At 48.9% G+C, this 22488-nt stretch carries 25 protein-coding genes; 17 read left to right on the top strand and 8 right to left on the bottom strand.

Annotated elements, in window-relative coordinates:
- Positions 1-106 precede the first annotated feature (106 nt).
- From mscS (AB8599_RS13230) to gcvH, 3 genes are all read left to right on the top strand, one after another.
- The gene (mscS, locus tag AB8599_RS13230; RefSeq protein WP_407331363.1) at positions 107-1012 is read left to right on the top strand and encodes a small-conductance mechanosensitive channel MscS; all 906 of its coding nucleotides are present in this window, start codon (positions 107-109) and stop codon (positions 1010-1012) included.
- A 238-nt stretch (positions 1013-1250) separates the two neighbouring features.
- On the top strand, positions 1251-2084 hold the full coding sequence (gene mscS, locus AB8599_RS13225) for a small-conductance mechanosensitive channel MscS (protein ID WP_407331362.1): 834 nt from the start codon (positions 1251-1253) through the stop codon (positions 2082-2084).
- Between the two features lie 255 nt (positions 2085-2339).
- Positions 2340-2732, top strand: a complete 393-nt coding sequence (gene gcvH / locus AB8599_RS13220; protein WP_407331361.1) for a glycine cleavage system protein GcvH — start codon at positions 2340-2342, stop codon at positions 2730-2732.
- Positions 2733-2862: 130 nt separating this feature from the next.
- On the opposite strand, the gene AB8599_RS13215 is transcribed toward gcvH, so the two are convergent.
- The 3 genes from AB8599_RS13215 to ygfZ form a co-directional block, all read right to left on the bottom strand.
- Positions 2863-3066, bottom strand: coding sequence for a DUF1107 family protein (locus AB8599_RS13215; protein ID WP_407331360.1), 204 nt, complete (start codon positions 3064-3066; stop codon positions 2863-2865).
- Positions 3067-3386: 320 nt separating this feature from the next.
- The gene (locus AB8599_RS13210) at positions 3387-3863 is read right to left on the bottom strand and encodes an aminoacyl-tRNA deacylase (protein ID WP_407331359.1); all 477 of its coding nucleotides are present in this window, start codon (positions 3861-3863) and stop codon (positions 3387-3389) included.
- Complete coding sequence (gene ygfZ / locus AB8599_RS13205) at positions 3853-4833, bottom strand: tRNA-modifying protein YgfZ (protein ID WP_407331358.1); 981 nt, start codon at positions 4831-4833, stop codon at positions 3853-3855. The genes AB8599_RS13210 and ygfZ overlap by 11 nt, the downstream gene beginning before the upstream one ends.
- Positions 4834-5045: 212 nt before the next feature.
- Here ygfZ and AB8599_RS13200 point away from each other — a divergent pair, with 212 nt between their 5' ends.
- From AB8599_RS13200 to AB8599_RS13190, 3 genes are all read left to right on the top strand, one after another.
- Complete coding sequence (locus AB8599_RS13200) at positions 5046-5306, top strand: succinate dehydrogenase assembly factor 2 (RefSeq protein WP_407331357.1); 261 nt, start codon at positions 5046-5048, stop codon at positions 5304-5306.
- On the top strand, positions 5278-5685 hold the full coding sequence (locus AB8599_RS13195; RefSeq protein WP_407331356.1) for a protein YgfX: 408 nt from the start codon (positions 5278-5280) through the stop codon (positions 5683-5685). The genes AB8599_RS13200 and AB8599_RS13195 overlap by 29 nt, the downstream gene beginning before the upstream one ends.
- Before the next feature lie 134 nt (positions 5686-5819).
- Positions 5820-7628 (top strand): methyl-accepting chemotaxis protein, encoded by a 1809-nt coding sequence (locus tag AB8599_RS13190; RefSeq protein WP_407331355.1) that lies wholly within the window; start codon positions 5820-5822, stop codon positions 7626-7628.
- A 103-nt stretch (positions 7629-7731) separates the two neighbouring features.
- On the opposite strand, the gene nadB is transcribed toward AB8599_RS13190, so the two are convergent.
- Positions 7732-9348 (bottom strand): L-aspartate oxidase, encoded by a 1617-nt coding sequence (nadB, locus tag AB8599_RS13185; protein ID WP_407331354.1) that lies wholly within the window; start codon positions 9346-9348, stop codon positions 7732-7734.
- A 472-nt stretch (positions 9349-9820) separates the two neighbouring features.
- Between nadB and rpoE the strand changes: the two genes are divergently transcribed.
- The 11 genes from rpoE to acpS all read left to right on the top strand — a co-directional run bounded on the left by rpoE (position 9821) and on the right by acpS (position 18780).
- Positions 9821-10399, top strand: coding sequence for an RNA polymerase sigma factor RpoE (rpoE, locus tag AB8599_RS13180; protein WP_016960308.1), 579 nt, complete (start codon positions 9821-9823; stop codon positions 10397-10399).
- Between the two features lie 30 nt (positions 10400-10429).
- On the top strand, positions 10430-11050 hold the full coding sequence (locus AB8599_RS13175) for an RseA family anti-sigma factor (protein WP_407331353.1): 621 nt from the start codon (positions 10430-10432) through the stop codon (positions 11048-11050).
- Positions 11051-11055: 5 nt separating this feature from the next.
- The gene (gene rseB / locus AB8599_RS13170) at positions 11056-12048 is read left to right on the top strand and encodes a sigma-E factor regulatory protein RseB (protein WP_407331352.1); all 993 of its coding nucleotides are present in this window, start codon (positions 11056-11058) and stop codon (positions 12046-12048) included.
- Positions 12045-12539, top strand: a complete 495-nt coding sequence (locus AB8599_RS13165) for a SoxR reducing system RseC family protein (RefSeq protein ID WP_407331351.1) — start codon at positions 12045-12047, stop codon at positions 12537-12539. Before rseB ends, AB8599_RS13165 begins: the two co-directional genes overlap by 4 nt.
- Before the next feature lie 76 nt (positions 12540-12615).
- The gene (gene lepA, locus AB8599_RS13160; RefSeq protein ID WP_407331350.1) at positions 12616-14412 is read left to right on the top strand and encodes a translation elongation factor 4; all 1797 of its coding nucleotides are present in this window, start codon (positions 12616-12618) and stop codon (positions 14410-14412) included.
- A 22-nt stretch (positions 14413-14434) separates the two neighbouring features.
- On the top strand, positions 14435-15334 hold the full coding sequence (gene lepB, locus AB8599_RS13155; protein ID WP_407331349.1) for a signal peptidase I: 900 nt from the start codon (positions 14435-14437) through the stop codon (positions 15332-15334).
- 11 nt (positions 15335-15345) lie between these two features.
- A complete protein-coding gene (gene rnc / locus AB8599_RS13150) occupies positions 15346-16020 on the top strand; it encodes a ribonuclease III (RefSeq protein ID WP_407331348.1) in 675 nt (224 codons plus the stop codon).
- Entirely contained in the window at positions 16017-16931 is a 915-nt protein-coding gene (gene era, locus AB8599_RS13145) for a GTPase Era (RefSeq protein WP_407331347.1), read from the top strand. Before rnc ends, era begins: the two co-directional genes overlap by 4 nt.
- A gap of 27 nt (positions 16932-16958) precedes the next feature.
- Positions 16959-17672 (top strand): DNA repair protein RecO, encoded by a 714-nt coding sequence (gene recO, locus AB8599_RS13140; protein WP_407331346.1) that lies wholly within the window; start codon positions 16959-16961, stop codon positions 17670-17672.
- The gene (pdxJ, locus tag AB8599_RS13135; protein WP_407331345.1) at positions 17669-18400 is read left to right on the top strand and encodes a pyridoxine 5'-phosphate synthase; all 732 of its coding nucleotides are present in this window, start codon (positions 17669-17671) and stop codon (positions 18398-18400) included. Before recO ends, pdxJ begins: the two co-directional genes overlap by 4 nt.
- Positions 18400-18780 carry a holo-ACP synthase gene (gene acpS, locus AB8599_RS13130; RefSeq protein ID WP_407331344.1) on the top strand — a complete coding sequence of 127 codons (381 nt, stop codon included), beginning with the start codon at positions 18400-18402 and terminating at the stop codon, positions 18778-18780. Before pdxJ ends, acpS begins: the two co-directional genes overlap by 1 nt.
- Positions 18781-18856: 76 nt before the next feature.
- On the opposite strand, the gene AB8599_RS13125 is transcribed toward acpS, so the two are convergent.
- The 4 genes from AB8599_RS13125 to AB8599_RS13110 are packed head-to-tail and all read right to left on the bottom strand — an operon-like array spanning position 18857 to position 22480.
- Positions 18857-20092 (bottom strand): beta-ketoacyl-ACP synthase, encoded by a 1236-nt coding sequence (locus AB8599_RS13125; protein WP_407331343.1) that lies wholly within the window; start codon positions 20090-20092, stop codon positions 18857-18859.
- A complete protein-coding gene (locus AB8599_RS13120) occupies positions 20089-20814 on the bottom strand; it encodes a 3-ketoacyl-ACP reductase FabG2 (protein ID WP_407331342.1) in 726 nt (241 codons plus the stop codon). The genes AB8599_RS13125 and AB8599_RS13120 overlap by 4 nt, the downstream gene beginning before the upstream one ends.
- On the bottom strand, positions 20811-21275 hold the full coding sequence (locus AB8599_RS13115; protein ID WP_407331341.1) for a hotdog family protein: 465 nt from the start codon (positions 21273-21275) through the stop codon (positions 20811-20813). The genes AB8599_RS13120 and AB8599_RS13115 overlap by 4 nt, the downstream gene beginning before the upstream one ends.
- The gene (locus AB8599_RS13110) at positions 21272-22480 is read right to left on the bottom strand and encodes a beta-ketoacyl-[acyl-carrier-protein] synthase family protein (protein ID WP_407331340.1); all 1209 of its coding nucleotides are present in this window, start codon (positions 22478-22480) and stop codon (positions 21272-21274) included. Before AB8599_RS13110 ends, AB8599_RS13115 begins: the two co-directional genes overlap by 4 nt.
- Between the last annotated feature and the right edge of the window lie 8 nt (positions 22481-22488).

The following is a 22488-nucleotide window of genomic DNA, read 5'->3' as shown; positions in this document are numbered from 1 at the left end:
ATGACTGTATTTCAGTCATACCCCAAACCACCTCACGCGCCTGGATGCCACCTGATGGTTTCCTATTGCGTGAGGTGGTTTTGTTTTTGTACTAGTGAGAGAAACGATGACCGAACAAAATGCGGTACTTGCTGTTGAGCAAACAGCAAACGAAGCCATGAGCTGGTTGGCTTCAAACCAAGAATTGATGATTCAATATGCCATGAATGTGCTGACTGCACTGACTATCTTGCTTATTGGTAACTGGGTAGTGAAGAAAGTCGCCGGCTCTTTGGCGGTAGTATTGAAAAAGCGTAATCTGGACCAGACGGTTGTCGATTTTATCGAAAACATGGTTCGTTATGTGATGTTTGCGATTGTGTTGATTGCAGCACTGGGTCGTATGGGCGTTGAAACGGCGTCTATTGTCGCTGTAATTGGTGCTGCAGGCTTAGCAATTGGTTTGGCACTGCAGGGCTCGCTGTCGAACTTCGCGGCGGGCGTATTGATTGTGACCTTCCGTCCATTTAAGTCTGGTGACTATGTAGAAGTGGCAGGCGTTGCAGGATTGGTTGAGTCGATTCAGATTTTTTCAACCGTGCTGAAAACGACAGACAACAAAATGGTTGTTGTGCCAAATGGAACTGTGATTTCAAGCCCGATCACTAACTTTTCACGTCATGATACCCGTCGTATCGATTTTGTGATTGGCGTGTCTTACAAGTCTGATCTGAAAAAAACCAAGGAAGTCCTGACTCGCATTGTGAAGGCAGATGTACGTGTATTGCCAGAGCCTGAGCCAACAGTGGGTGTGGTTGCGCTGGCTGATTCATCGGTGAACTTTGTGGTTCGTCCTTGGGTAAATACCGCAGATTACTGGTCAACTTACTTTGACCTTATGCAGGCGATTAAAGAAGGCCTCGACAAAGAGGGGATTGAGATTCCATTCCCGCAAATGGATGTGCATTATCACGCAGCCATGGCAGGTGCTAAAGCCACTGAGAAGAGCAAGCCGGTAGCTGAAATGGCATAAGCCAAGCATATTTGAATCAAGCCCTGTCTATCGACAGGGTTTTTTTATGTGCGTCATCCCGATAAGTCACAAATAGATCAGTGTGAATGTTTTAAATTTGAGACACTATTTTTCAGTGCTTAAACTGTACACTCTGCTCTGATTTTTCTGGTGCGGATTGATCTGGAAATGAGAGGCTCTCGTTGTCGACTCTCAGGGATATCGACCAAACAACACAACTACTATCAAGGGAATCGCAATGGAAAATGCAACCAATGAAGCCTTGAGTTGGTTTACTGCCAACCAAGACCTTCTACTTCAATACGCGGTGAATGTTATCTCCGCTCTCGTTATTCTAATTATCGGTAATTGGGTCGTTAAAAAGATTGCTGGTGCTGTCGCTAAAGTGATGCGCAAAAAAGAACTCGACAATGCTGTTGTTGAGTTTGTGCATACCTTTATTCGCTACTTATTATTTATTATTGTACTGATCGCGGCACTCGGTAAGCTGGGTGTTCAAACTGCTTCTGTGGTTGCGGTTATTGGTGCGGCAGGCCTTGCTGTTGGTTTAGCGCTTCAAGGCTCGTTGTCAAACTTCGCTGCGGGTGTACTGATTGTTGCATTCCGTCCATTTAAGTCGGGCGACTATGTGGAAATCGGTGGTGTGGCAGGTTCAGTTGATTCGATTCAAATCTTCTCGACCGTGCTGAAAACACCTGACAACAAAATGATTGTTGTACCAAATGGTGGTGTGATTTCTAGCCCAATCACTAACTATTCCCGTCATGACACACGTCGTATCGACTTCGTGATTGGCGTCTCTTATAAAGCGGATTTGAAGCAAACTAAAGATGTGCTAACACGCATATTGGCAGCAGAGCCTCGTCTTCTTGCTGAGCCTCAGCCAACGATTGGTGTGGTGGCTTTGGCTGATTCATCGGTCAACTTTGTTGTTCGTCCTTGGGTGCGCACAGCCGATTACTGGGCGGTTTACTTTGATTTGCTGCAAGCAATCAAAGAAGGCTTGGATGAGGAAGGTATCGAGATTCCTTTCCCACAAATGGATGTTCATGTGCAAAAAAGCGAAGGCTAACATTTAGCTGTTTGATCGCAACGCCAATGGCAGAGTATTTTGTCATTGGCGTTTTTGTTTGTGGATAAACTAGCTTGCTTTAGTTTTACTCAATCACTGATTGAGACAAGGGTTGATCGAGTTAAAACAATTGCTTCTTGTGTGGTGATTTTTCTTGCGATTAGGCGAATGCTTTCCTAACTTGCGTATCTGATGTTGTGCGCTTTTTAAAGTCACCGACACTCTGCAGCACAAATTTATGAAGGAACGTGATTTATGAGTAATATCCCATCTGAGTTAAAATTTGCGGCATCCCACGAGTGGGTTAGACCCGAAGGCGATGGTATCTATACCGTGGGTATTTCAGATCATGCACAGGCAATGCTGGGTGACATGGTCTTCGTTGATTTACCCGAGGTGGGCGACACGGTTGATGCTGGCGACGACTGTGCGGTCGCCGAGTCTGTGAAGGCAGCATCAGATATCTATGCCCCGTTAACTGGCGAAGTCGTCGCCATTAACGAAGAGTTGGAAGGGTCGCCTGAATACGTGAATTCTGATCCTTATGGTGATGGTTGGTTGTTCCAAATTCGTATCACTGATGACTCGGAATTAGATGAACTCCTTGATGCGGAGGCGTATCAGGAAAGTCTGGATGAAGAAGAATAATCCAGCTGAAACAATAAAAAACACCGCGTTATGCGCGGTGTTTTTGATCAAGCGAAATGTTTGAAGCGCTGTCCCTTATTCATTTCTCAGTGACGATTCAAAATCCATCACCTTGAGGTGCTGGGTATAATTAGCACTGCTCTTTCAAGCGTCGGATCTCTGCATTAATTTCCTTAACGGTTCGATAATGCTCAAAATCCGCGTCTGATTGCGCCTGCACCATTCCCTGATGAAAGTCGAAATCTCCGCGGCCGTCGATGTGAATACGTCCTGTAAACAACCTGTAGACGTGCTTCGCAATGAGGGTCGGGATATAACGATTAAACATCCGCATTCGCAGTTCCTTTTATTCTTTTATTATTGTGCCTCCCGGCACGGCTAGCCAACATCCTTCATTCCAGTGATAAATTCTGGAATTTTGGCGGGCGGCATTATAACGATGCGGGCATGACCACAATGTGACAGCTAAGACACTTGGTCGAATAAAGTAGGGTTCAAGCTAATGAATTTGGGATGGGTCACATTCTAGATAACTAGACACCTGGTTTGCTTATCTGGCACGTGGATCTTGCACTTGCTGGCGAACGGTTTGATCAATGGTTTGGTGAATCCAAAGATTCTTAGCGCTACTGGTGCGCTATTTACTCTTGAGTTTCACTCTCGGCAAATGTCTGCCACCCTAGGCTGGCACAAGGCAACGAGGTCGTCATAGGCCAGCTCAACCCCCGCTAACGGCGAACCGCTACTGATGTTCACTTGTTCAAACTGATTTAAGGTGGGGTCGAAGAAAATCGGCATCGCCCCTAATACTGCAATAGGGGTGATCATGCCCGGCGAATAGCCAGTAATGCTTTGAACATGGGTGCTGTCGACACAGGTCATGCGGCGACAACCCAATAGAGCCCTAACTTTCTTCGGATCTACCGACGCAGTGCCTGGCAAGCAGGCTAATGCGTACTGGCCGCCCATATCTCGCAACAGCATAGATTTCACCAATTGGCGAGGGTCAACGCCGCGTTGTTCTGCGGCGTCTAATATCGTGGTGGCCGCTCGTTGATGCGGCAGTATGCGATGTGCAATGTCGTTATCACGCAGCATCACAACGATAGGTGTATTCAGCTCAGGCATCATCGTCTAGGCTGTAAGGCATGTCTGCTTTGTGCCATAACGCATCAGTGTCTGGCAGGCGAAATTGACTGTCTTCTTCCAAGTTATTTGGCAGTACGACCAGTGCAAGCGCCTGACCATCATCAAAGCGATAGCCGGATAAAACAGTGCCGCCAGTACGCCAATTCTCACCCACGCTACGGTCAAACACATCACCGGCTTTTGGCGCTTTGTCAGCGTCGCCCTGAAGTAAATACGCCGCACGTTTATTGATGCCGCGGTACTTGGCACGAGCAACGGTTTCTTGTCCAGTGTAGCAGCCTTTTTTAAAGCTGATGCCATCCAATGCTTGAAGGTTAAGCGCCTGAGGGATGAACTCATTAGTGGTGGCATCCGTGATGGCGGGAATGGCACTGCGAAGTTCGCACATATCCCAAAGGCTACTGTCGCTCAATTCTGCGCGCTCCCCCATTTCATGGATGATGTTGTTTGCTTCTTCCGCATCGATGGCCAACAGCCAACGATTAGCTTCAATGCGAACCGCTGTACCAGTTTGCGTTGGGCGCACGTCGCCATCGCCCAAAAAGCGAGATTGCATGGCGTTATCGGCTTTATCACCAACGATACCAATGAGTACTTGTTCACTGTGGGTGAAGGTGACTTTAGAAAACACGGCGTATTTTTTGATTTCAGCTAACTGCTTTTCGGCGATTGAAGCAGGCTGGGTATATGCGATGCCCTCACCGTGATGGAAAAGGCGCATGACAGACCACACTTTGCCTTTTGCGTCACACTGTGCGGCTAGGGTTGAGCGATTCTTTTCCAATGACACCAGATCGCAGGTCAGTTGACCTTGAAGATAGCTGATGGTGTCGGCACCCACTGCGGTAATCAAGGCAAGATGGTCCAGCGCGATCACTGACAGTGGAGGAAGTGCACTGTCTGAAGAAAGTGGGAGTCGAGGGAAAGTATGCGTTTGGTACCAAGTTGTCATGGTGTCTCTCGCTAAAAAAACGGATTCGTTATGGTAATGCCGTCTGCAAGGAATGTCAGCATTAACTCTTTATGTTCAGCTTTAACTCTTTATGTAAGGGTGAGTTACCTAGATCACAAGGTCAACACCCTGACATCGGCAGTAATAGCGCCCAAGTAAGGGCACTGATACTATTTGGCCTGTTATGTTTATTGATACTGAATGAGGTAATCATGCTGACCGCCGAAGATAAACCGCGGATCAAATGGGCATGCCGTCGCGGTATGTTGGAATTGGACGTGATCATTATGCCGTTTTTTGAAGAGTGTTTTGATAATCTCACCCAGGAAGAGAAACAGGATTTCGTCACGTTTCTTGAATGTGATGACCCAGATTTATTTTCTTGGTTAATGGGACATACTCGTAGTGCGTTGCCAGCACATGCAGCGATGACGGATAAAATCATTGCACATAACCGCAGCAAATTGCGTTAGCACACGGCTCCAGCGCTCTCGGTGGTTGCGCTGGGGGCTGTTTGCGCTTTATACCTCATTGGTAGCACTTCTCTTTGCTGCCTCAGTACTTCCTCTTGAAGCCAAAACTCTCCTGCTTGTGTTTTTATTGTCTGACTTGAGGCATCGCCTTAAGCACGTTGGTTCAATCACTGGCGACATGCAACTTCATAGTAGCGGTCTTTGCCGCTATCACGGCACAGATTATGACGTCGCACGAATCTATCTGTTTAGTCGACACTTGATTGTTTTGGATCTCGAACGTCATCAACATCGTCTTCGTTTGCCACTTGCCGCAGATGCCTTCACGTATGACAGTTTTCGTCACGTCAGCCGGATCTGTCTTGTGTTGAAAAGTTGATGATCATCGCATTTATTGAATATTTAGCGTACGTCATCCCTAAACGAATCATTGACCCCGCCGATAACGGTTTACGCAGCCATTAATTCGCTTGCCGTATGCTGTACCCACGAAGTTTATAGGGAAGGGGTAACATGAAAATTAGAACCAAGCTTTATTCACTGACCGCATTTTCCGCGGTGTCTTTGGTCTTGTTTGCCCTTGTCGGCTGGCAAGCATCTGAACGTATGGTTGATTTGAAAACCAAGTTGACGCTTGTTGGCGATCTCGAAGTTCGTTTGCTCAATCTGCGAAGAAATGAAAAAGATTTTCTGTCTCGTTTGGACCGTAAATATATTGAACAATTTGAAACGAATGTCATTGAGTTTGATAAATCGTTGGCGCAATTGCAGCAAGATGCCAACGAATTGGATTTGACCCTGCCACAAATTGGCGCAGTTAAACAAGCCATGACTCATTATCGTGATGGCTTTGTTGGTCTTGCTGATGGTTACAAGGCGCTTGGACTTAATCGGGAGTCAGGAGCGTGGGGCGAGTTAACTGCCACCAATACAGCTTTACTCAACCAACAACAAAACAACGCAGAGATTGAATATCTTGTGACCTTGGTTCGCTTGCTGGTGGCAGATACATCAACGGCGCGTTTTGATGAATTCAAAGCGATATGGAGCGACGTAGCTTCTCGGGTCAATACGCCATTGTTAACTCAACAAAAGGGATTGGTTGAGCGCTACATGCAACTAAAAGGCAAGGTGGGGCTGGATCATCAATCTGGATTGCTAGGTAGTATTCGCCAACAGACTCATCAGGTAGAAGCGGACTTCGATGCCATGCGTGCGCAGCTAACTGACGAACTGGATGCATCAACACGTGCATTGGCCGTATTCACAGGGTTGGTGTTGGTGTTGGTTTCTTTGTTGCTGCTTTCGATCAGTATCTGGCTAAATCGTGATATTCAGCGCCGCCTGAAAACCTTGACCAGCACCATGGAGCAAGTGGCAGCAGAGCGAGATTTAACCTTGCGTGCGAAAACAGATGGTAATGATGAAATCGCGGTTGTGGCAACAGATTTCAATACCGTGCTTGAGCATTGTCAGACGTTGATCGCGGGTGTGAAAATGTCTATTACAACCTTGAATGCGACGGCATCCGATGTCCAAGCCCGCAGTTCTCATGCTGAAATCTCCCTCGATAAGCAGCATTCAGAAGCGGAGATGGCCGCCACCGCCGTCAACGAAATGGAAGCAACCATTCGAGAAATTGCGTCAAATACTGAAGCGGCAGCGTCCAATGCCGATCAAAGCTTATTGCGAGCACAGAAAGGTCATCAAACCGTTCAAGCCACTCGCAGTGCCATTGTGACGCTATCGGAAGGGCTCAGTGTTGCCAACAGCGATATTCATAGCTTGGTGTCGCTCTCGCAGCAGATTGGCAGTGTGGTCGATGTGATCAAAGATATTTCAGAGCAAACTAACTTGTTGGCACTGAACGCAGCGATAGAAGCGGCGCGTGCAGGTGAGCAGGGGCGTGGTTTTGCCGTAGTGGCGGACGAGGTTCGATCTTTAGCAACGCGTACCCATAAATCAACCGATGAAATTGCGACCATGATATCGTCATTGCAGCAGCAGACTAACCACGTTGTCGATCGTATTACCTCTTGTCAGCATGATAGCGAGCAATCGGTGAGTTACGTGGAAGAAGCAGCGACAGAGCTTGATAATATCATTGTTGATATGCAGCAAATCATGGACATGAGCACGCAAATTGCCGCAGCTATTGAAGAGCAAAGCATGGTGGCGAAAGAGGTGAACCTGAACGTGCACTCCATTCAAGAGATAACCTCTTCGAACACGGCATCAACCAGTGAAAATGCACGTGCGGCTGCTCGCGTCGCGGATCAAAGCAAAGAGTTAGAATCTGCTATTGCGGCATTCCGTTCTTGATTTCTCGCCTTTTATTGGCACAACGAATGGCCTCTTTGGGGTGATTCACTGAGTTCAAGCCAACAAAAAGCCCTCACGTTGAGGGCTTTTTTATGTTGGCAAGTTAGCAGGGGAAGTCGGGCACCAAAATAGTGGGGCCGCTGTTTTCTAGTTTGTCAGGATAATCAAGAGTGTAATGCAAGCCGCGACTTTCTTTGCGCGCCATCGCGCAACGCACCATTAGCTCTGCGACTTGCAAGAGATTTCGCAGTTCAAGCAAGTTGTTGGACACACGGAAATTGCTGTAATACTCGTGCGTTTCTTGTTTCAACAACTCAATACGACGCAATGCGCGCTCAAGGCGTTTGGTTGAGCGGACAATGCCGACGTAATCCCACATAAACAGGCGCAGTTCGTGCCAGTTGTGTTGAATTACCACTTCTTCATCTGAGCAACTGACGAGACTGTCATCCCAATGTGGCAATGGCGGTGGTACTTCCGCAGCAGCGGCATTTTCGCCAATGTGCATAGCGGCGGCCCACGCATAAACCACACACTCCAATAGTGAGTTTGAGGCCATGCGGTTGGCGCCATGCAATCCGGTATAGCTGACTTCGCCAATCGCATACAGGCCTTGAAGATCGGTCTGACCGTTCTTATTCACCATCACCCCCCCACAGGTATAGTGAGCGGCGGGTACGATAGGAATCGCGTCCGTGGTTAAATCAAAGCCGTAAGTGAGCAGCTTTTCATAAATGGTCGGGAAATGCTTCATCACAAAATCCGAGTCTTTATGGCTGATATCGATGTACATGCAGTCTGCACCCAGACGTTTCATTTCATAATCAATCGCACGGGCTACCACATCGCGAGGAGCTAACTCCGCGCGCTCATCGAAGTCCGGCATAAAACGAGAACCGTCCGGGCGGCGCAGATACGCACCTTCCCCACGAAGTGCTTCGGTGATCAAAAAGTTTCGCGCTTCAGGGTGGAATAAGCAGGTCGGGTGAAACTGGTTGAATTCTAAATTGGCGACCCGACAGCCTGCACGCCATGCCATCGCGATACCATCACCAGAGGAGACATCAGGGTTGGAGGTGTATTGATAAACTTTTGATGCACCACCCGTTGCCAGTACCACAAACTTGGCACGAACCGTTTCAACTTCTTCACGGTCCCGGTTCCAAACATACGCGCCGAGAACTCGGTTGGCACCTGAAATGCCGATTTTCTTACGCGTGATCAAGTCAAGGGCGTTATGGCGCTCAAGTACCGTGATATTAGGGTGCTGCAAGACGTTTTGTTGTAACGAGGTTTGCACTGCCATGCCTGTTGCATCGGCAGCATGAAGAATGCGGCGATGACTATGTCCCCCCTCGCGCGTAAGGTGAAACTTGGGTTCGTCACTGCTGCTGTTTTCTTCACGATCAAAAGGCACACCGCCATCAATCAGCCACTGCACACACTCTTTGGCGTTTTCCGCAATGAAATGCACAATGCTTTCGTCACACAGGCCATCACCAGCGATCTGCGTATCTTCAACGTGTGATTCAATGGAGTCGCTTTCGTCAAAAACAGCGGCAATACCACCTTGTGCGTAATAGGTTGCCCCTTCGCTGCTCGGTCCTTTGCTGAGTACCATGACTTTTTGAGTCGGCGCGAGATGCAGCGCTAATGATAAACCAGCAGCACCGCTGCCAATAACCAGTACGTCACAGATGTGTTCTGGGTGTTTGCTCATTGATTATGTAGTCCTTTCTTTCAAATGAAGCTGAACAAGTCCGCCTGCTGTCATTTGAAACAACGAGATATTCAGGTGGTTTGGTCAGTTTACACTAATCCGGCTAGCCGTAGAATGTTAACTGGGTCAGGCATATCTTCACTCAGAAAAGAAGATGGCGGAACGCAGTGGTTACTAAGCCACCATGCTATCTGTTAGACTTTGCGAGCTGGATCGGATCATGAAACGAATCCCGCTTTTTTAGGGAACTTTATATTACCGTATCACTCATACACTTTGCTCACTCTTTAACGACGTGTCATTTTTTATATTTAGTGGCAGCAAAGTGACAACGAGCGAAAAGAAATACCAAGTGCTGACGGTCTTCTGACGTTTTACAGTGACACTTTATCGTGTGAAAAGCTTATCGTGTGAATAGCGTTATCACGTTAAAGAAGCATATTGGTATCAATAATAAGGAGAAGGCGCTCGAATGAGCGAGCAGTTAACTGATCAAGCCTTAATAGAGCGCGTACAGAACGGCGATAAACAGGCGTTTAATCTGTTGGTCATCAAATATCAGCATAAGGTAAGTAACCTTATCTCTCGCTATGTGAACAATAGCGGTGATGTCCCAGATGTTACTCAAGAAGCCTTTATCAAAGCCTATCGAGCTTTGCCTGGCTTCCGAGGTGAGAGCGCCTTTTATACGTGGTTGTATCGCATTGCAGTCAATACCGCGAAGAATTATTTGGTCGCCCAAGGACGCCGTCCACCAGCCAGTGATATTGATGCTGAAGAAGCGGAAAATTACGAAAATGGTGGTGCACTGAAAGAAATTTCGAACCCTGAGAACCTTATGTTGTCAGAACAGTTGAAGCAGGTGGTGTTTAGTACAATCGAAGCCCTGCCTGAAGATCTGAAAACGGCCATTACACTGCGTGAAATCGACGGCTTGAGTTATGAAGAGATTGCAGAAGTAATGGACTGTCCGGTAGGAACGGTACGCTCGCGTATTTTCCGTGCCAGGGAAGCGGTAGACAAACGTGTTCGCCCACTCATGAACCAGTAACAGTATTAACTGTTGAAAACGGTGAAATAAATGGCTGAAAAAGAAAACCTTTCTGCATTATTTGATGGTAACGAGATAGATCAGGCGTTGATTGACGCGCTAGAAAATGATCCGTCGTCGCAAGAAGCATGGAAAAGCTTTGCCGTTACGCGTGATGTGATGCGTGGAGATGCGCCGAAGAATCCAAGTTGGGATATCGCCGCCAGCGTTGCTGCTGCGTTAGACGATGAACCAAGCTATGGCTCGCAAGCTGCACCCAATGTGGTGCCATTGCATGAGTCTCAGCCAACGCCTCAGGCAGCGAAAAAATCGATGCCTTCTTGGTTGCAGCAGCTGACACAAGTCGGCATGGCCGCTGCAGTATCTCTCGCGGTCATCGTGGGTGTTCAGCAGTATAATGGTGGCTTTGATGCCAACACGACACTGGCCAGCGCTCAGCCGCCAGTATTGCAAACCATTCCGTTAGGCGGTTCGGCTGAGCCTGTGAGCCTTAGCCGAGATTCGATGCAAAGTAACCCATCTGAAGCTTTGGTGATGGAACAGCGTCGTCGCGTCAATGCGATGTTCCAAGACTATGAGTTGCAGTTGCGCCTCAATGCTGATGAAATCATTGATCAAGGCGTGATGCTAACACCTGAAATGAGCAAATAATATTGATGAAACCTTTCCTGATCGGTGTTGTTGCACTGGTCAGTCTGGTCGCCAATGCCTCGACGGAAGAAAACCCCGCCGAGGCATTGCTGCATCAGATGGGCCAGGCCACCGAGCAACAGAACTACGAGCTATCCTACATTTTGGTGCGTAAAAATAGCATCGAACCTCTCCGTTTCCGTCATGCGCTGGTGGAGGGTGAATCATTTGGTCATATCGCTTATCTGAGTGGGCCTCCCCGCGAAGTGATTCGTCGTGGCGACGAAATCAGTTACTTCGAGCCGGGTGTCGACCCTTTTACCATTGAAAGCAGTCAAATGATTGCGCCGCTTCCTGCCATTATGCAGGCAGATATTGAACACCTTTCGACCATGTATGATTTTGTCCCCTTGGGTCGCGCACGCGAGGCGGGTCTTCCTTGTGATGTCGTCCGTGTATCTCCCAAAGACGGTGAACGTTATTCGTATGTGTTGTGGATTGATCAGGCCAGCAAGCTACTAGTGCGTGCTGATTTGCTCGATCGTGATGGCGACCCTATTGAACAATATCGCGCGTTGTCTTTGGTGATTTCTCCACAGATCAGCGAAGGTATGAGCACGCTGGCCGCGCTTGAGTTGCCACCTGTGGTGCAGGTGCCCAAGTCTTCTGATTCCATATTAAAGTGGCAAGTGACGGGGTTGCCTGAAGGCTTTATGCCGATTTATCAGAATCGTCACCGCTTGCTCATCACGGAGCGCCCTGTCGAAAGTCAGATGTTCAGTGATGGATTGTTCAGCTTTTCCGTTTACTTAGCGGAAGCAGACAAAATGTCAGTGAGGGAGCAATTGGTCCGCAAAGGCAGTCGTACATTACACAGCCATGTGGTGGGCAATGCGGAGATTACCGTGGTAGGTGAGATCCCGCCAGCGACGGCCAAAAAAGTCGCAGAATCGGTCACGTTATCGCCCGCTAGCGACGCATCTGCTGTTCCAGCAGTGAACGAGACTCAAACGCCATGATCAAGGCGTTAGCTGAAGTGACTGGTAACGGGGACGGTTATCTAACCGTCCGTTGTCAGCAAAAAACTAGCTGTGGCAGCTGCGCATCAAAAAGCAGTTGTGGCACAGGGATTGTCAGCAATGCATTGCCGGGAAAGGTCCTCGATATTCGTGTGCCTTCGGTAAAATCAGTTGCCGTTGGTAGCCTTATCGAAATCGGTCTAGAGGAACAAACCGTCCTCAAGTCGGCAATGCTGGTCTATATTTTGCCTTTATTGTCTGCAATTGCTGGCGCGATATTGGGTCAGTATTTGTCGACTCTGATGTCAATTGGCGAAGGCATCGTTATTTTGTCATCAGCACTGGCCGGTATAGCTGGCGTAGCTGTGGCACGTCATTTTTCGAACAAGCTTGAGCAGGATACGCGCACCACACCGACGCTTTTACGCATCCTCGGCGGCGCAGTTGGCAGTGCGGCGGTGATAAATGCCGCAACTGATGATAGCGACTAGCCGTTAATTTCGGTAGAATCCCGCCACTTGATCGAGAGATCCTCCAATTTTCACTAACGAGTTAGTCACACCATCTATGAAGCACATTCGTAATTTTTCGATTATTGCCCACATTGACCACGGTAAGTCGACACTGTCAGACCGTTTAATTCAGGTTTGCGGTGGTCTTACAAGCCGTGAAATGGCAGCACAGGTTTTGGATTCTATGGATCTAGAACGCGAACGTGGTATCACCATCAAAGCACAAAGTGTGACGCTGAATTACACAGCCAATGATGGGGAAACCTATCAGCTGAACTTCATCGACACCCCAGGACACGTAGACTTCTCTTATGAAGTATCACGTTCTTTGGCGGCCTGTGAAGGTGCTTTGCTGGTGGTTGACGCGGGTCAGGGCGTTGAAGCTCAGACACTTGCTAACTGTTACACCGCCATCGAGATGGACCTAGAAGTGGTTCCAATCTTGAACAAAATCGATTTGCCAGCGGCCGATCCTGATCGTGTAGCTGAAGAAATTGAAGATATCGTCGGTATCGATGCCACTGAAGCTGTCCGCTGTTCTGCGAAAACAGGCTTAGGCGTTGATTTAGTGCTTGAAGAAATCGTGAGAAGTATCCCTGCGCCAGAAGGTGATCCTGAAGGACCGCTGCAAGCGCTGATCATTGACTCATGGTTCGATAACTACTTGGGCGTGGTTTCTTTGGTTCGCATTAAAAATGGTGAACTGAAGAAAAACGACAAGATTAAAGTGATGAGCACCGGCCAAATCTGGGGCGTTGATCGCATCGGTATCTTCACACCAAAACAAACTGACACCCAAGGTCTGCGTACTGGTGAAGTGGGCTGGGTTGTTTGTGGTATTAAAGACATTTTGGGTGCGCCTGTCGGTGATACCCTGACCGCAGCGAAAAATGGCGCAGAAAAAGCGTTGCCTGGCTTTAAGAAAGTGAAGCCTCAGGTTTATGCAGGTCTGTTCCCTGTTTCGTCTGACGACTACGAGAACTTCCGTGACGCGTTGGGCAAGTTAAGCCTGAACGATGCATCGCTATTCTATGAGCCAGAAAACTCTGCGGCTCTGGGCTTTGGTTTCCGTTGTGGTTTCCTTGGCATGCTGCACATGGAAATCATTCAAGAACGTCTAGAGCGCGAATACAACCTTGATCTGATCACCACGGCACCAACAGTAGTGTACGAAGTGAAGAAGACCAACGGTGATGTTATCTATGTGGATAGCCCAGCGAAGTTACCGCCGACTAATGACGTAGAGATCATGGGTGAGCCGATTGCCCGCTGCCACATCTTGGTGCCATCTGAATACCTGGGTAACGTGATTACCTTGTGTGTCGAGAAGCGTGGTACGCAGGTAGATATGGTTTACCACGGTAACCAAGTGGCGCTGACATATGACATTCCAATGGCGGAAGTGGTTCTCGACTTCTTTGACCGTTTGAAATCAACCTCACGTGGCTACGCATCATTGGATTACAACTTCCAGTGTTACCAAGAGTCCAACATGGTTCGTGTTGACGTATTGCTTAACGGCGATAACGTGGATGCATTGGCCATCATTACGCACAAAGATCATGCCCAAACTCGAGGCCGTGATCTGGTTGAGAAAATGAAAGAATTCATTCCTCGCCAGCAATTTGATATCGCGATTCAGGCTGCTATCGGTACGCACATCATTGCGCGCTCAACCGTGAAACAGCTGCGCAAGAACGTAACCGCTAAGTGTTACGGTGGCGATATCAGTCGTAAGAAGAAACTACTGCAGAAACAAAAAGACGGTAAGAAGCGTATGAAGCAGATCGGTAACGTTGAACTGCCTCAAGAAGCTTTCCTCGCGATTCTGCACGTAGGCAAAGATAAGTAATAAAAGGATTTAAGGGAACATAATGGCTAATACTTTCTCGCTGATTCTGGTGCTCGTCACCCTGTTTACTGGGATTATCTGGGCATTGGATAAATTCAAGTGGGCACCTCGCCGTCAGCAAAAGGCGGCAGAGACGCTCAAACTGGAAAGCGGTGAGTTAAGTGAAGAGCAGGTTGCTCAAGTCGCACCTCAGCCAAGCTGGGTGGAAACTTGCGCTTCAGTGTTCCCTGTTATTGGCTTGGTGTTGGTATTGCGCTCGTTTATTTACGAGCCATTCCAAATTCCGTCAGGCTCAATGATGCCAACCTTGTTGGTGGGCGATTTTATTCTGGTTGAGAAATACGCGTACGGCTTGAAAGACCCTGTTTTCCGCCATCAGTTAGTGGAAACAGGTAAGCCAGAGCGCGGTGATGTGGTGGTGTTTAAATACCCACCACAGCCAAGCATTGATTTTATCAAGCGTGTGATTGGCATGCCGGGCGATACGGTTCGCTACAGCGAAGAAAAGCGCCTGTGCATTCAAAAGCAAGGCGAAGCGACGTGCGAGTTGGTGCCGATTGATGACGTTCACAAAAGTGAATTCACTCAACGTGGCGTGAATCTTATCCAAGCACAAGAACGCTTGGGTGAAGAACCGCACCAAATTTTGGTCAATCCTTACATGCCAAACCAAACGGGTCAGTATTATCCGACGCCAGGTTTGGGTGAGTGGGTTGTGCCAGAAGGTCAATACTTTGTCATGGGTGACAACCGTGACAACAGTAAAGACAGCCGTTTCTGGGGCTTTGTGCCTGAAGCCAATCTGGTGGGTAAAGCCGTTGCTATTTGGATCAGTTTTGAATTTGATGAACAAGGCGATAGCTTCCTACCGTCTTGGGTACCTGTCGGCGTGCGATTTAGTCGTATCGGTGGCATTGAATAACTTGGAAAGACATGACAACACCTACAAATAGATTACAACGTCGCATCAGTTATGAATTTAATGATGCGGCGTTTCTTAGTCTCGCCCTGACACACCGAAGCGCCAATGGAAAACATAACGAGCGTTTGGAGTTTCTGGGCGATTCTATTTTGAGTTTCGTTATTGCTGACGATCTCTACCATCGTTTCCCGAACGTTGATGAAGGCGACATGAGCCGCATGCGTGCAACCCTAGTACGTGGTAACACGTTGGCCGAATTGGGCCGCGAGTTTGAACTGGGTGACGTGCTGCAGTTAGGTCCAGGTGAGTTGAAAAGTGGTGGTTTCCGCCGTGACTCTATCCTGGCAGATGCTGTAGAAGCGATCATTGGCGCTATCTATCTCGACAGCGATCTGGAAACGGTACGTGGAATTATTCTGGGTTGGTACAAGCAACGTCTTGATACCATCATGCCAGGCGTGAACCAGAAAGATCCCAAGACGCGTCTTCAGGAATGCCTGCAAGGACGTCGAAAGCCGCTGCCAGCCTATAATGTAACAAAGGTGCACGGTGAAGCACACAACCAACAATTTACGGTTGAGTGCGAAGTAGCAGGTCTGGATCGACCTGTAGTAGGTAAAGGCAGCAGTCGTCGCAAGGCTGAGCAAGCGGCTGCAGAACTGGCATTGCAAAAGCTGGACTCATGACAGACACACTGCAAATTCACCACTGTGGCTTTATTGCCATCGTTGGTCGCCCTAATGTGGGCAAATCCACGCTTCTCAACCGTTTGGTTGGCCAGAAGCTGTCTATTACCTCGCGCAAACCACAAACCACACGTCACCGCATTATGGGTGTTGATACGCGTGATGGTTACCAAGCGGTTTACGTGGATACACCCGGGCTTCACATTGAAGAGAAACGTACCATAAACCGTTTGATGAACCGTGCTGCGGCCAGTTCATTGACCGATGTTGAGCTGGTACTTTTCCTTGTTGACGGCACGCAGTGGACTGAAGACGACGAGATGGTATTGAATAAGCTGAAAAAGTCGGAATTGCCGACCGTTTTGCTTATTAATAAAGTCGATAACGTCAAAGAGAAAGGCGAGCTGTTCCCGCACCTGCAGGCACTGAGCGAAAAGATGGATTTCGTGGATATGATCCCCGTGTCTGCCAAGAGCGGTACCAACATTGATGCGGTTGAGAAACTGGTTCGTCAGCACTTGCCAGAAGGCGAGTGGTACTTCCCTGAAGAATACGTCACCGACCGCTCACAGCGTTTTATGGCATCTGAAATTATCCGTGAAAAGCTGATGCGTTTTACCGGTGATGAATTGCCATACTCGGTGACCGTGGAAATCGAACGCTTTGATTACAACCCAGCCACAGACGGGTTTGAAATCAACGGTCTTATCTTGGTTGAGCGTAATAGCCAGAAGAAAATGGTGATCGGTAAAGGTGGCGATAAAATCAAAACTATCGGCCGTGAAGCCCGTCTGGATATGGAAGGACTGTTTGAGCGCAAGGTCTATCTTGAGCTTTGGGTGAAAGTGAAATCGAATTGGGCAGATGACGAGCGCGCCTTGCGCAGTCTTGGTTACATCGACGATCTTTAATCACCACTAAAATACATCAGGAGCAATATGGAAGGCTTGCAGCGCTGCTTTGTTCTGCACTCACGCCCTTACAGTGAGACCAGCCTGATCCTAGATGTATTCAGCGAAACCCACGGGCGTGTCAGCATCATGGCAAAAGGCGCCCGTGGTAAGCGCTCTCCCCTTAAAGGTGCACTCCAACCTTTTACCCCCTTATTGATGAAATGGTCTGGTCGCGGTGAAATGCGCACACTTCGCCATGCGGAAGCGATGGGCCTAGCTATTCCCCTTGCTGGCAATGCTTTGTTCTCCGGCTTTTACCTCAATGAGATATTGAGCCGCGTTGTCGAACCTGAAACGGGCTACCATCAGCTGTTTTTCGATTACGTGACCGCGTTGACGGAGTTGGCGCAGCACGCCAACCCAGAACCTGCGTTGCGCCGTTTTGAACTCGCCTTACTCGACTCATTGGGGTATGGCATCGATTTTCTCCACTGTGCTGGTAGCGGTGAACCCGTCGACGAAAACATGACGTATATTTTTCGAGAGCAACTTGGCTTTGTCGCGTCATTGATGAAAAGTAACAATCTAACGTTCACCGGCAGCGATTTGAACGCCTTGGCGACTCGGCAATTCTCAACGGCAGATCAGCTAAAAGCGGCGAAGCGCTTTACACGGCTGGCACTCAAGCCTTATCTTGGCTCCAAGCCTCTAAAAAGCAGAGAGCTATTTTCGTTAAGAACAAGGAAATTAACGCAATGAATACCATTTATCTGGGCGTCAACATTGACCACGTCGCCACCGTTCGCAATGCACGTGGCACCAAATACCCTGATCCTGTGCATGCGGCCGAGATTGCTGAGCGTGCGGGCGCGGATGGTATCACTGTGCATTTACGTGAAGATCGCCGCCATATTAAAGATCGCGATGTCTATATCCTTCGAGACACACTGCAAACGCGCATGAACCTTGAAATGGCCGTGACGGACGAAATGGTTGCTATCGCATTGGATGTGAAGCCCGCTTACGTCTGTTTGGTGCCTGAAAAGCGTGAAGAGCTGACGACTGAAGGTGGTTTGGATGTCGTTGGCCAGCTTGAAAAAGTGAAAGCGGCGACACAAACGCTGACCGAGGCAGGCATTAAAGTCTCCCTATTTATTGATGCTGACCGCGCACAAATTGATGCGGCAAAAGCGTGTGGCGCGCCGTTTATTGAACTTCATACTGGCAGTTATGCAGATGCCGAATCTGAAGAAGAGATGTTAGCCGAGCTGAAGAAGATCGCAGCGGGTGCGAGCTACGCGGCAGATCAAGGCATTAAGGTAAATGCAGGCCACGGTCTGACTTACCATAACGTTACGCCTATCGCGAAAATCCCAGAGATCTACGAGCTCAACATTGGTCACGCTATCATTGGTCGTGCAGTGTTTGATGGCTTGCCAAAAGCGGTCGCAGACATGAAAGCGATTATGCAGGATGCGCGTCGTTAATGGCAGTTGTCGGTTTAGGGACTGACATTGTAGAAATCGAGCGACTCGAGAAAGTGATCGCGCGAAGCGGAGACGCGTTCGCAAGACGCGTGCTCACTGATAGCGAAATGAAACAGTACAGCAGTACCAAGTTTCCGGCTCGTTATTTGGCCAAGCGTTTCGCTGTGAAAGAAGCGGCAGCAAAAGCGTTAGGCACAGGTATCGCCTGTGGCGTGACTTTTCATGATTTCGATGTCAGTAACGACGATTTGGGTAAGCCTGTTGTGACGTTTTCAGGTGTCGCCAAACAAATTGCGGATGAACGTGGTGTCATGCAAATTCTACTGACGATTGCTGACGAAAAACGGTATGCCGTGGCGACCGTATTACTCGACAAATAAGACGCACACTTATAAGCAACAACGCCCGTGATATTGGTGAATATCACGGGCGTTTTGTTAGCCAGTAAAAAAGAGATTAGTCTGACGTGTGTCGCTTGAATATGAGAGAGGTATTGATACCACCAAAGGCAAAGTTATTGCTCATGATGTAATCACAATTAATCTCGCGCCCTTCACCACGAATATAATCTAATTGCCCACATGCAGGATCGATATTTTCGAGGTTTAGCGTCGGGCTAAACCAACCTTCATTCATCATCTCTAAACTCAACCACGCTTCAACCGCACCACAGGCACCCAGCGTATGACCAAAATAGCTTTTGAGGGAGCTGATAGGGGTAGCGCTGCCAAAAACATTCGCAGTGGCATTACTCTCCGCAATATCCCCTTTTTCTGTCGCTGTGCCATGCGCGGAAACATATCCGATTTTTGTCGCAGGTAAGTTGGCATTGTCGAGCGCCATCTCCATACAGATTTGCATGGTTTCTCGGTTCGGTTGGGTAACATGAGAAGCATCGCAGTTGCTGGCGAAGCCAACAACTTCAGCCAGAATGTTCGCGCCACGTTGAACCGCATGCTCATACTCTTCCAGTACCAAGGTACCTGCGCCTTCACCAATCACAAGGCCGTCACGATCCGTATCGTAAGGACGAGGGGTCGTTTCAGGGCTGTCATTTTGAAGGCTGGTGGCAAACAGGGTATCGAATACCGCTGATTCTGTTGGGCAAAGCTCTTCCGCACCACCCGCTACCATCACGGTTTGGTAACCATGTTTGATGGCCTCATAAGCATAACCAATAGCTTGGCTGCCAGAGGTGCATGCACTACTGGTAGGAATAACACGCCCTTTAAGACCGAAGAATAGCCCCACATTGACCGCGGTGGTATGTGGCATCATCTGCACATAGGTCGTTGCGGTAATCGCCTTGGTGGTCTTCTCATTAAGCATGACACCAAACGCGCCAATGGCAGGCGTACTGCCGGTGGATGAGCCATAAGCGATACCGGTTTGACCATTGGTTAGCACATCATTCCCCAGCAATCCGCTTTGCTGAAGGGCATTTTCAGTGGCCACAGCGGACATTTGGGAGACGCGGCCCATGCCTCGCACTTTCTTGCGAGGGTAATGGGGCGGCAATGAAAAATCTGACACAGGTGCGGCCAGTTTGGTATTGAGTCCGTCATACTGCTCATAATCTGGCATGTAGCGCACAGCATTTTTCATTGCGCTCAGTTTGGGATGAACGTCTTGCCACGTGTTGCCAAACGCAGTAACACCAGACATACCGGTGATAACAACTCTGCGATTCATATCAGTCCTCCATTGACTGAGATTACCTGACGGGTGATGTATCCGGCTGAATCAGACATCAAATAGCTGACCAATCCTGCCACTTCTTCGGGTTGCCCCATACGGCGCATTGGGACTTGCGGTAGTGCGTGCTCTTTGACGTGTTCGTCGACCATGCCGGTATCAATCAGACCTGGCGCGACGCAGTTAACGGTAATTTTTCGTTTAGCGAGCTCCAGTGCGAGTGCTTTTGATGCGCCAATAATGCCCGCTTTCGCCGCGCTGTAATTGGTCTGTCCACGATTTCCCATCATGCCTGATACCGAAGCCATGGTGACAATGCGACCGCCGCGACGGCGCTGGATCATGGGCATGATGCAAGGGTGCAGCACATTGTAAAAGCTGTCCAAGTTGGTATGAACCACGCCGTCCCATTCGCTTTCAGTCATTGCAGGGAAGGCGGTGTCAGCGGTTACCCCCGCGTTATTGACCACGCCGTAGTAGCCACCGTGGGCTTGAATATCGGCTTCAAGCACATCGCGACACTGCTTACGGTCAGCAATATCAAAGGTGATCAATCGACATTGTGCACCAGCAGCGTCGACATCTGCTCGTGTTGCCTCTGCACCCGCCAGATCGCGGCCGTAATGGATCACAACGTTAAAGCCGTCTTTTGCCAGCTGGATAGCGATCGCTCGTCCTATTCCTTTACTGGCACCAGTAACGAGTACATCTCGATTCATTTTGGCGTCCTATTTATCATTTCTTGAAGTTTTTCTTCTGATGGCATGTAGGCATTGAGTTGAGCGCGGGCAACTTCTTCACCTTGATGTTCAATGTGACAGCTAAAAACGGCCATACCATTGCTTTCCATCATGTGTGTAGCATGGATGTCGAACACGTCTCCGGCGTGAAACTCAGCCAGATTGCTTTGATAACGGCGACTGCCAAGTAGAAACCCTATTGGTGAAGGCTTGTCTTCTTTCCATGCTTGATAGCCCGACCATGTCGCCACGGTTTGCGCCATGAATTCAATGCCGACCCAGCCCGGAATAGCTTGTGTGCTTTTATCGAAAAACAGGTTATCTGCGCGGGATGTGACACGGCAATGCACGTGTGTCTCACCCACATCAATCAGCGAATCAATCAGGATCATTGGTGCTTCATGAGGCAATAGCTGATCGAGCGAAGGAAGCATGTTCATAGTTTTCCAAAAATCAGGCAGACGTTATTGCCACCAAAGGCAAATGAGTTGCTCAGAATAGCATTTTGCTTGAGCGTATCGCCATGCTGCACAAGGCGAATCGGCGCTATCAGAGGGTCTCTTTCCTGCTGCCCTGCGGGGACAGGCAGCGTGAGATTGTGACGTAATATCTGCCAGCAAATCATGGCTTCGATGGCGCTGGCGGCACCCAATGTGTGTCCTGTTAACGGTTTGGTTGAGCTAACTGGCACATGCTCTCCGAGCACACGCACGATTGCTTTGGATTCCATGGCATCGTTAAGCGGCGTTGAGGTGCCGTGCGCGTTAACGTAACCAATATCACTGGCAGCGAGCCCTGCATCAGTTAGTGCCGCTTGCATTGCGGCTTCCGCACCACGGCCTTCAGGATCCGGTGCTGAGATATGGTGAGCATCAGAGCTTTCACCCGCGCCAAGTAAGGCAATCTGAATGTCACTCTCTGACGGTGGGGTCAAGGAAAGCAGCATAAATGCCGCAGCCTCACCAATGTTGATGCCATCTCGCCCTTCGCCAAAAGGCCGACACAATGACTTGGAGACAGAATCTAGCCCATCAAAGCCGTTGACTGTCAAAGCACACAAACTGTCCGCGCCGCCGACGATCACCGCATCGGCAAGTCCGGCTTTTAACAGACGTTTCGCGGTGAGAAAAACACGACCGCTGGATGAGCACGCGGTAGAGACCACGTAATGCAAACCCGTTAAGCCAAAGTGGTCAGCGATAAAATCGGAAAGATTGCTAAGTTCTTGTTTATAATAATTAAAATCATCAGGGAGCTCGCCGTTTTTGGCATGGTGTTTCAACGCCACTTCACCATCCGAAATACCTGAGGTACTCGAACCCACCACGACTGCAATACGATCCGCACCAAAGGTCGCTTTCGCTTGTTCTACCTGCTCACTGATTTGAGCCAAAGCAGATAAGGCGAGCTGGTTATTGCGGGTATTTTGGTTCGGGGAGGCGGATGTGATCACGGGTAGCGGATTGGTGGCTCTGCCCACAATGACACGTGAACCATCGTTTAGCTGAAATGTGTCGCCAGCCATGCCTTGACCGATACCTGATCTGAGACTTGAGTGTATGTCTTGCTCCGTGAGACCCAGTGCGGAATGTGATCCACAGGCATGGATATAAACGGGCGTTTTATGTGGATTAGATGCCATCATCGCTAAGA

It is taken from the genome of Enterovibrio litoreus, from assembly GCF_045679545.1.
Lineage (GTDB): Bacteria > Pseudomonadota > Gammaproteobacteria > Enterobacterales > Vibrionaceae > Enterovibrio.
Note: the sequence above shows the minus strand (reverse complement) of the source record. Positions and strands in the feature narration are given on the sequence as shown.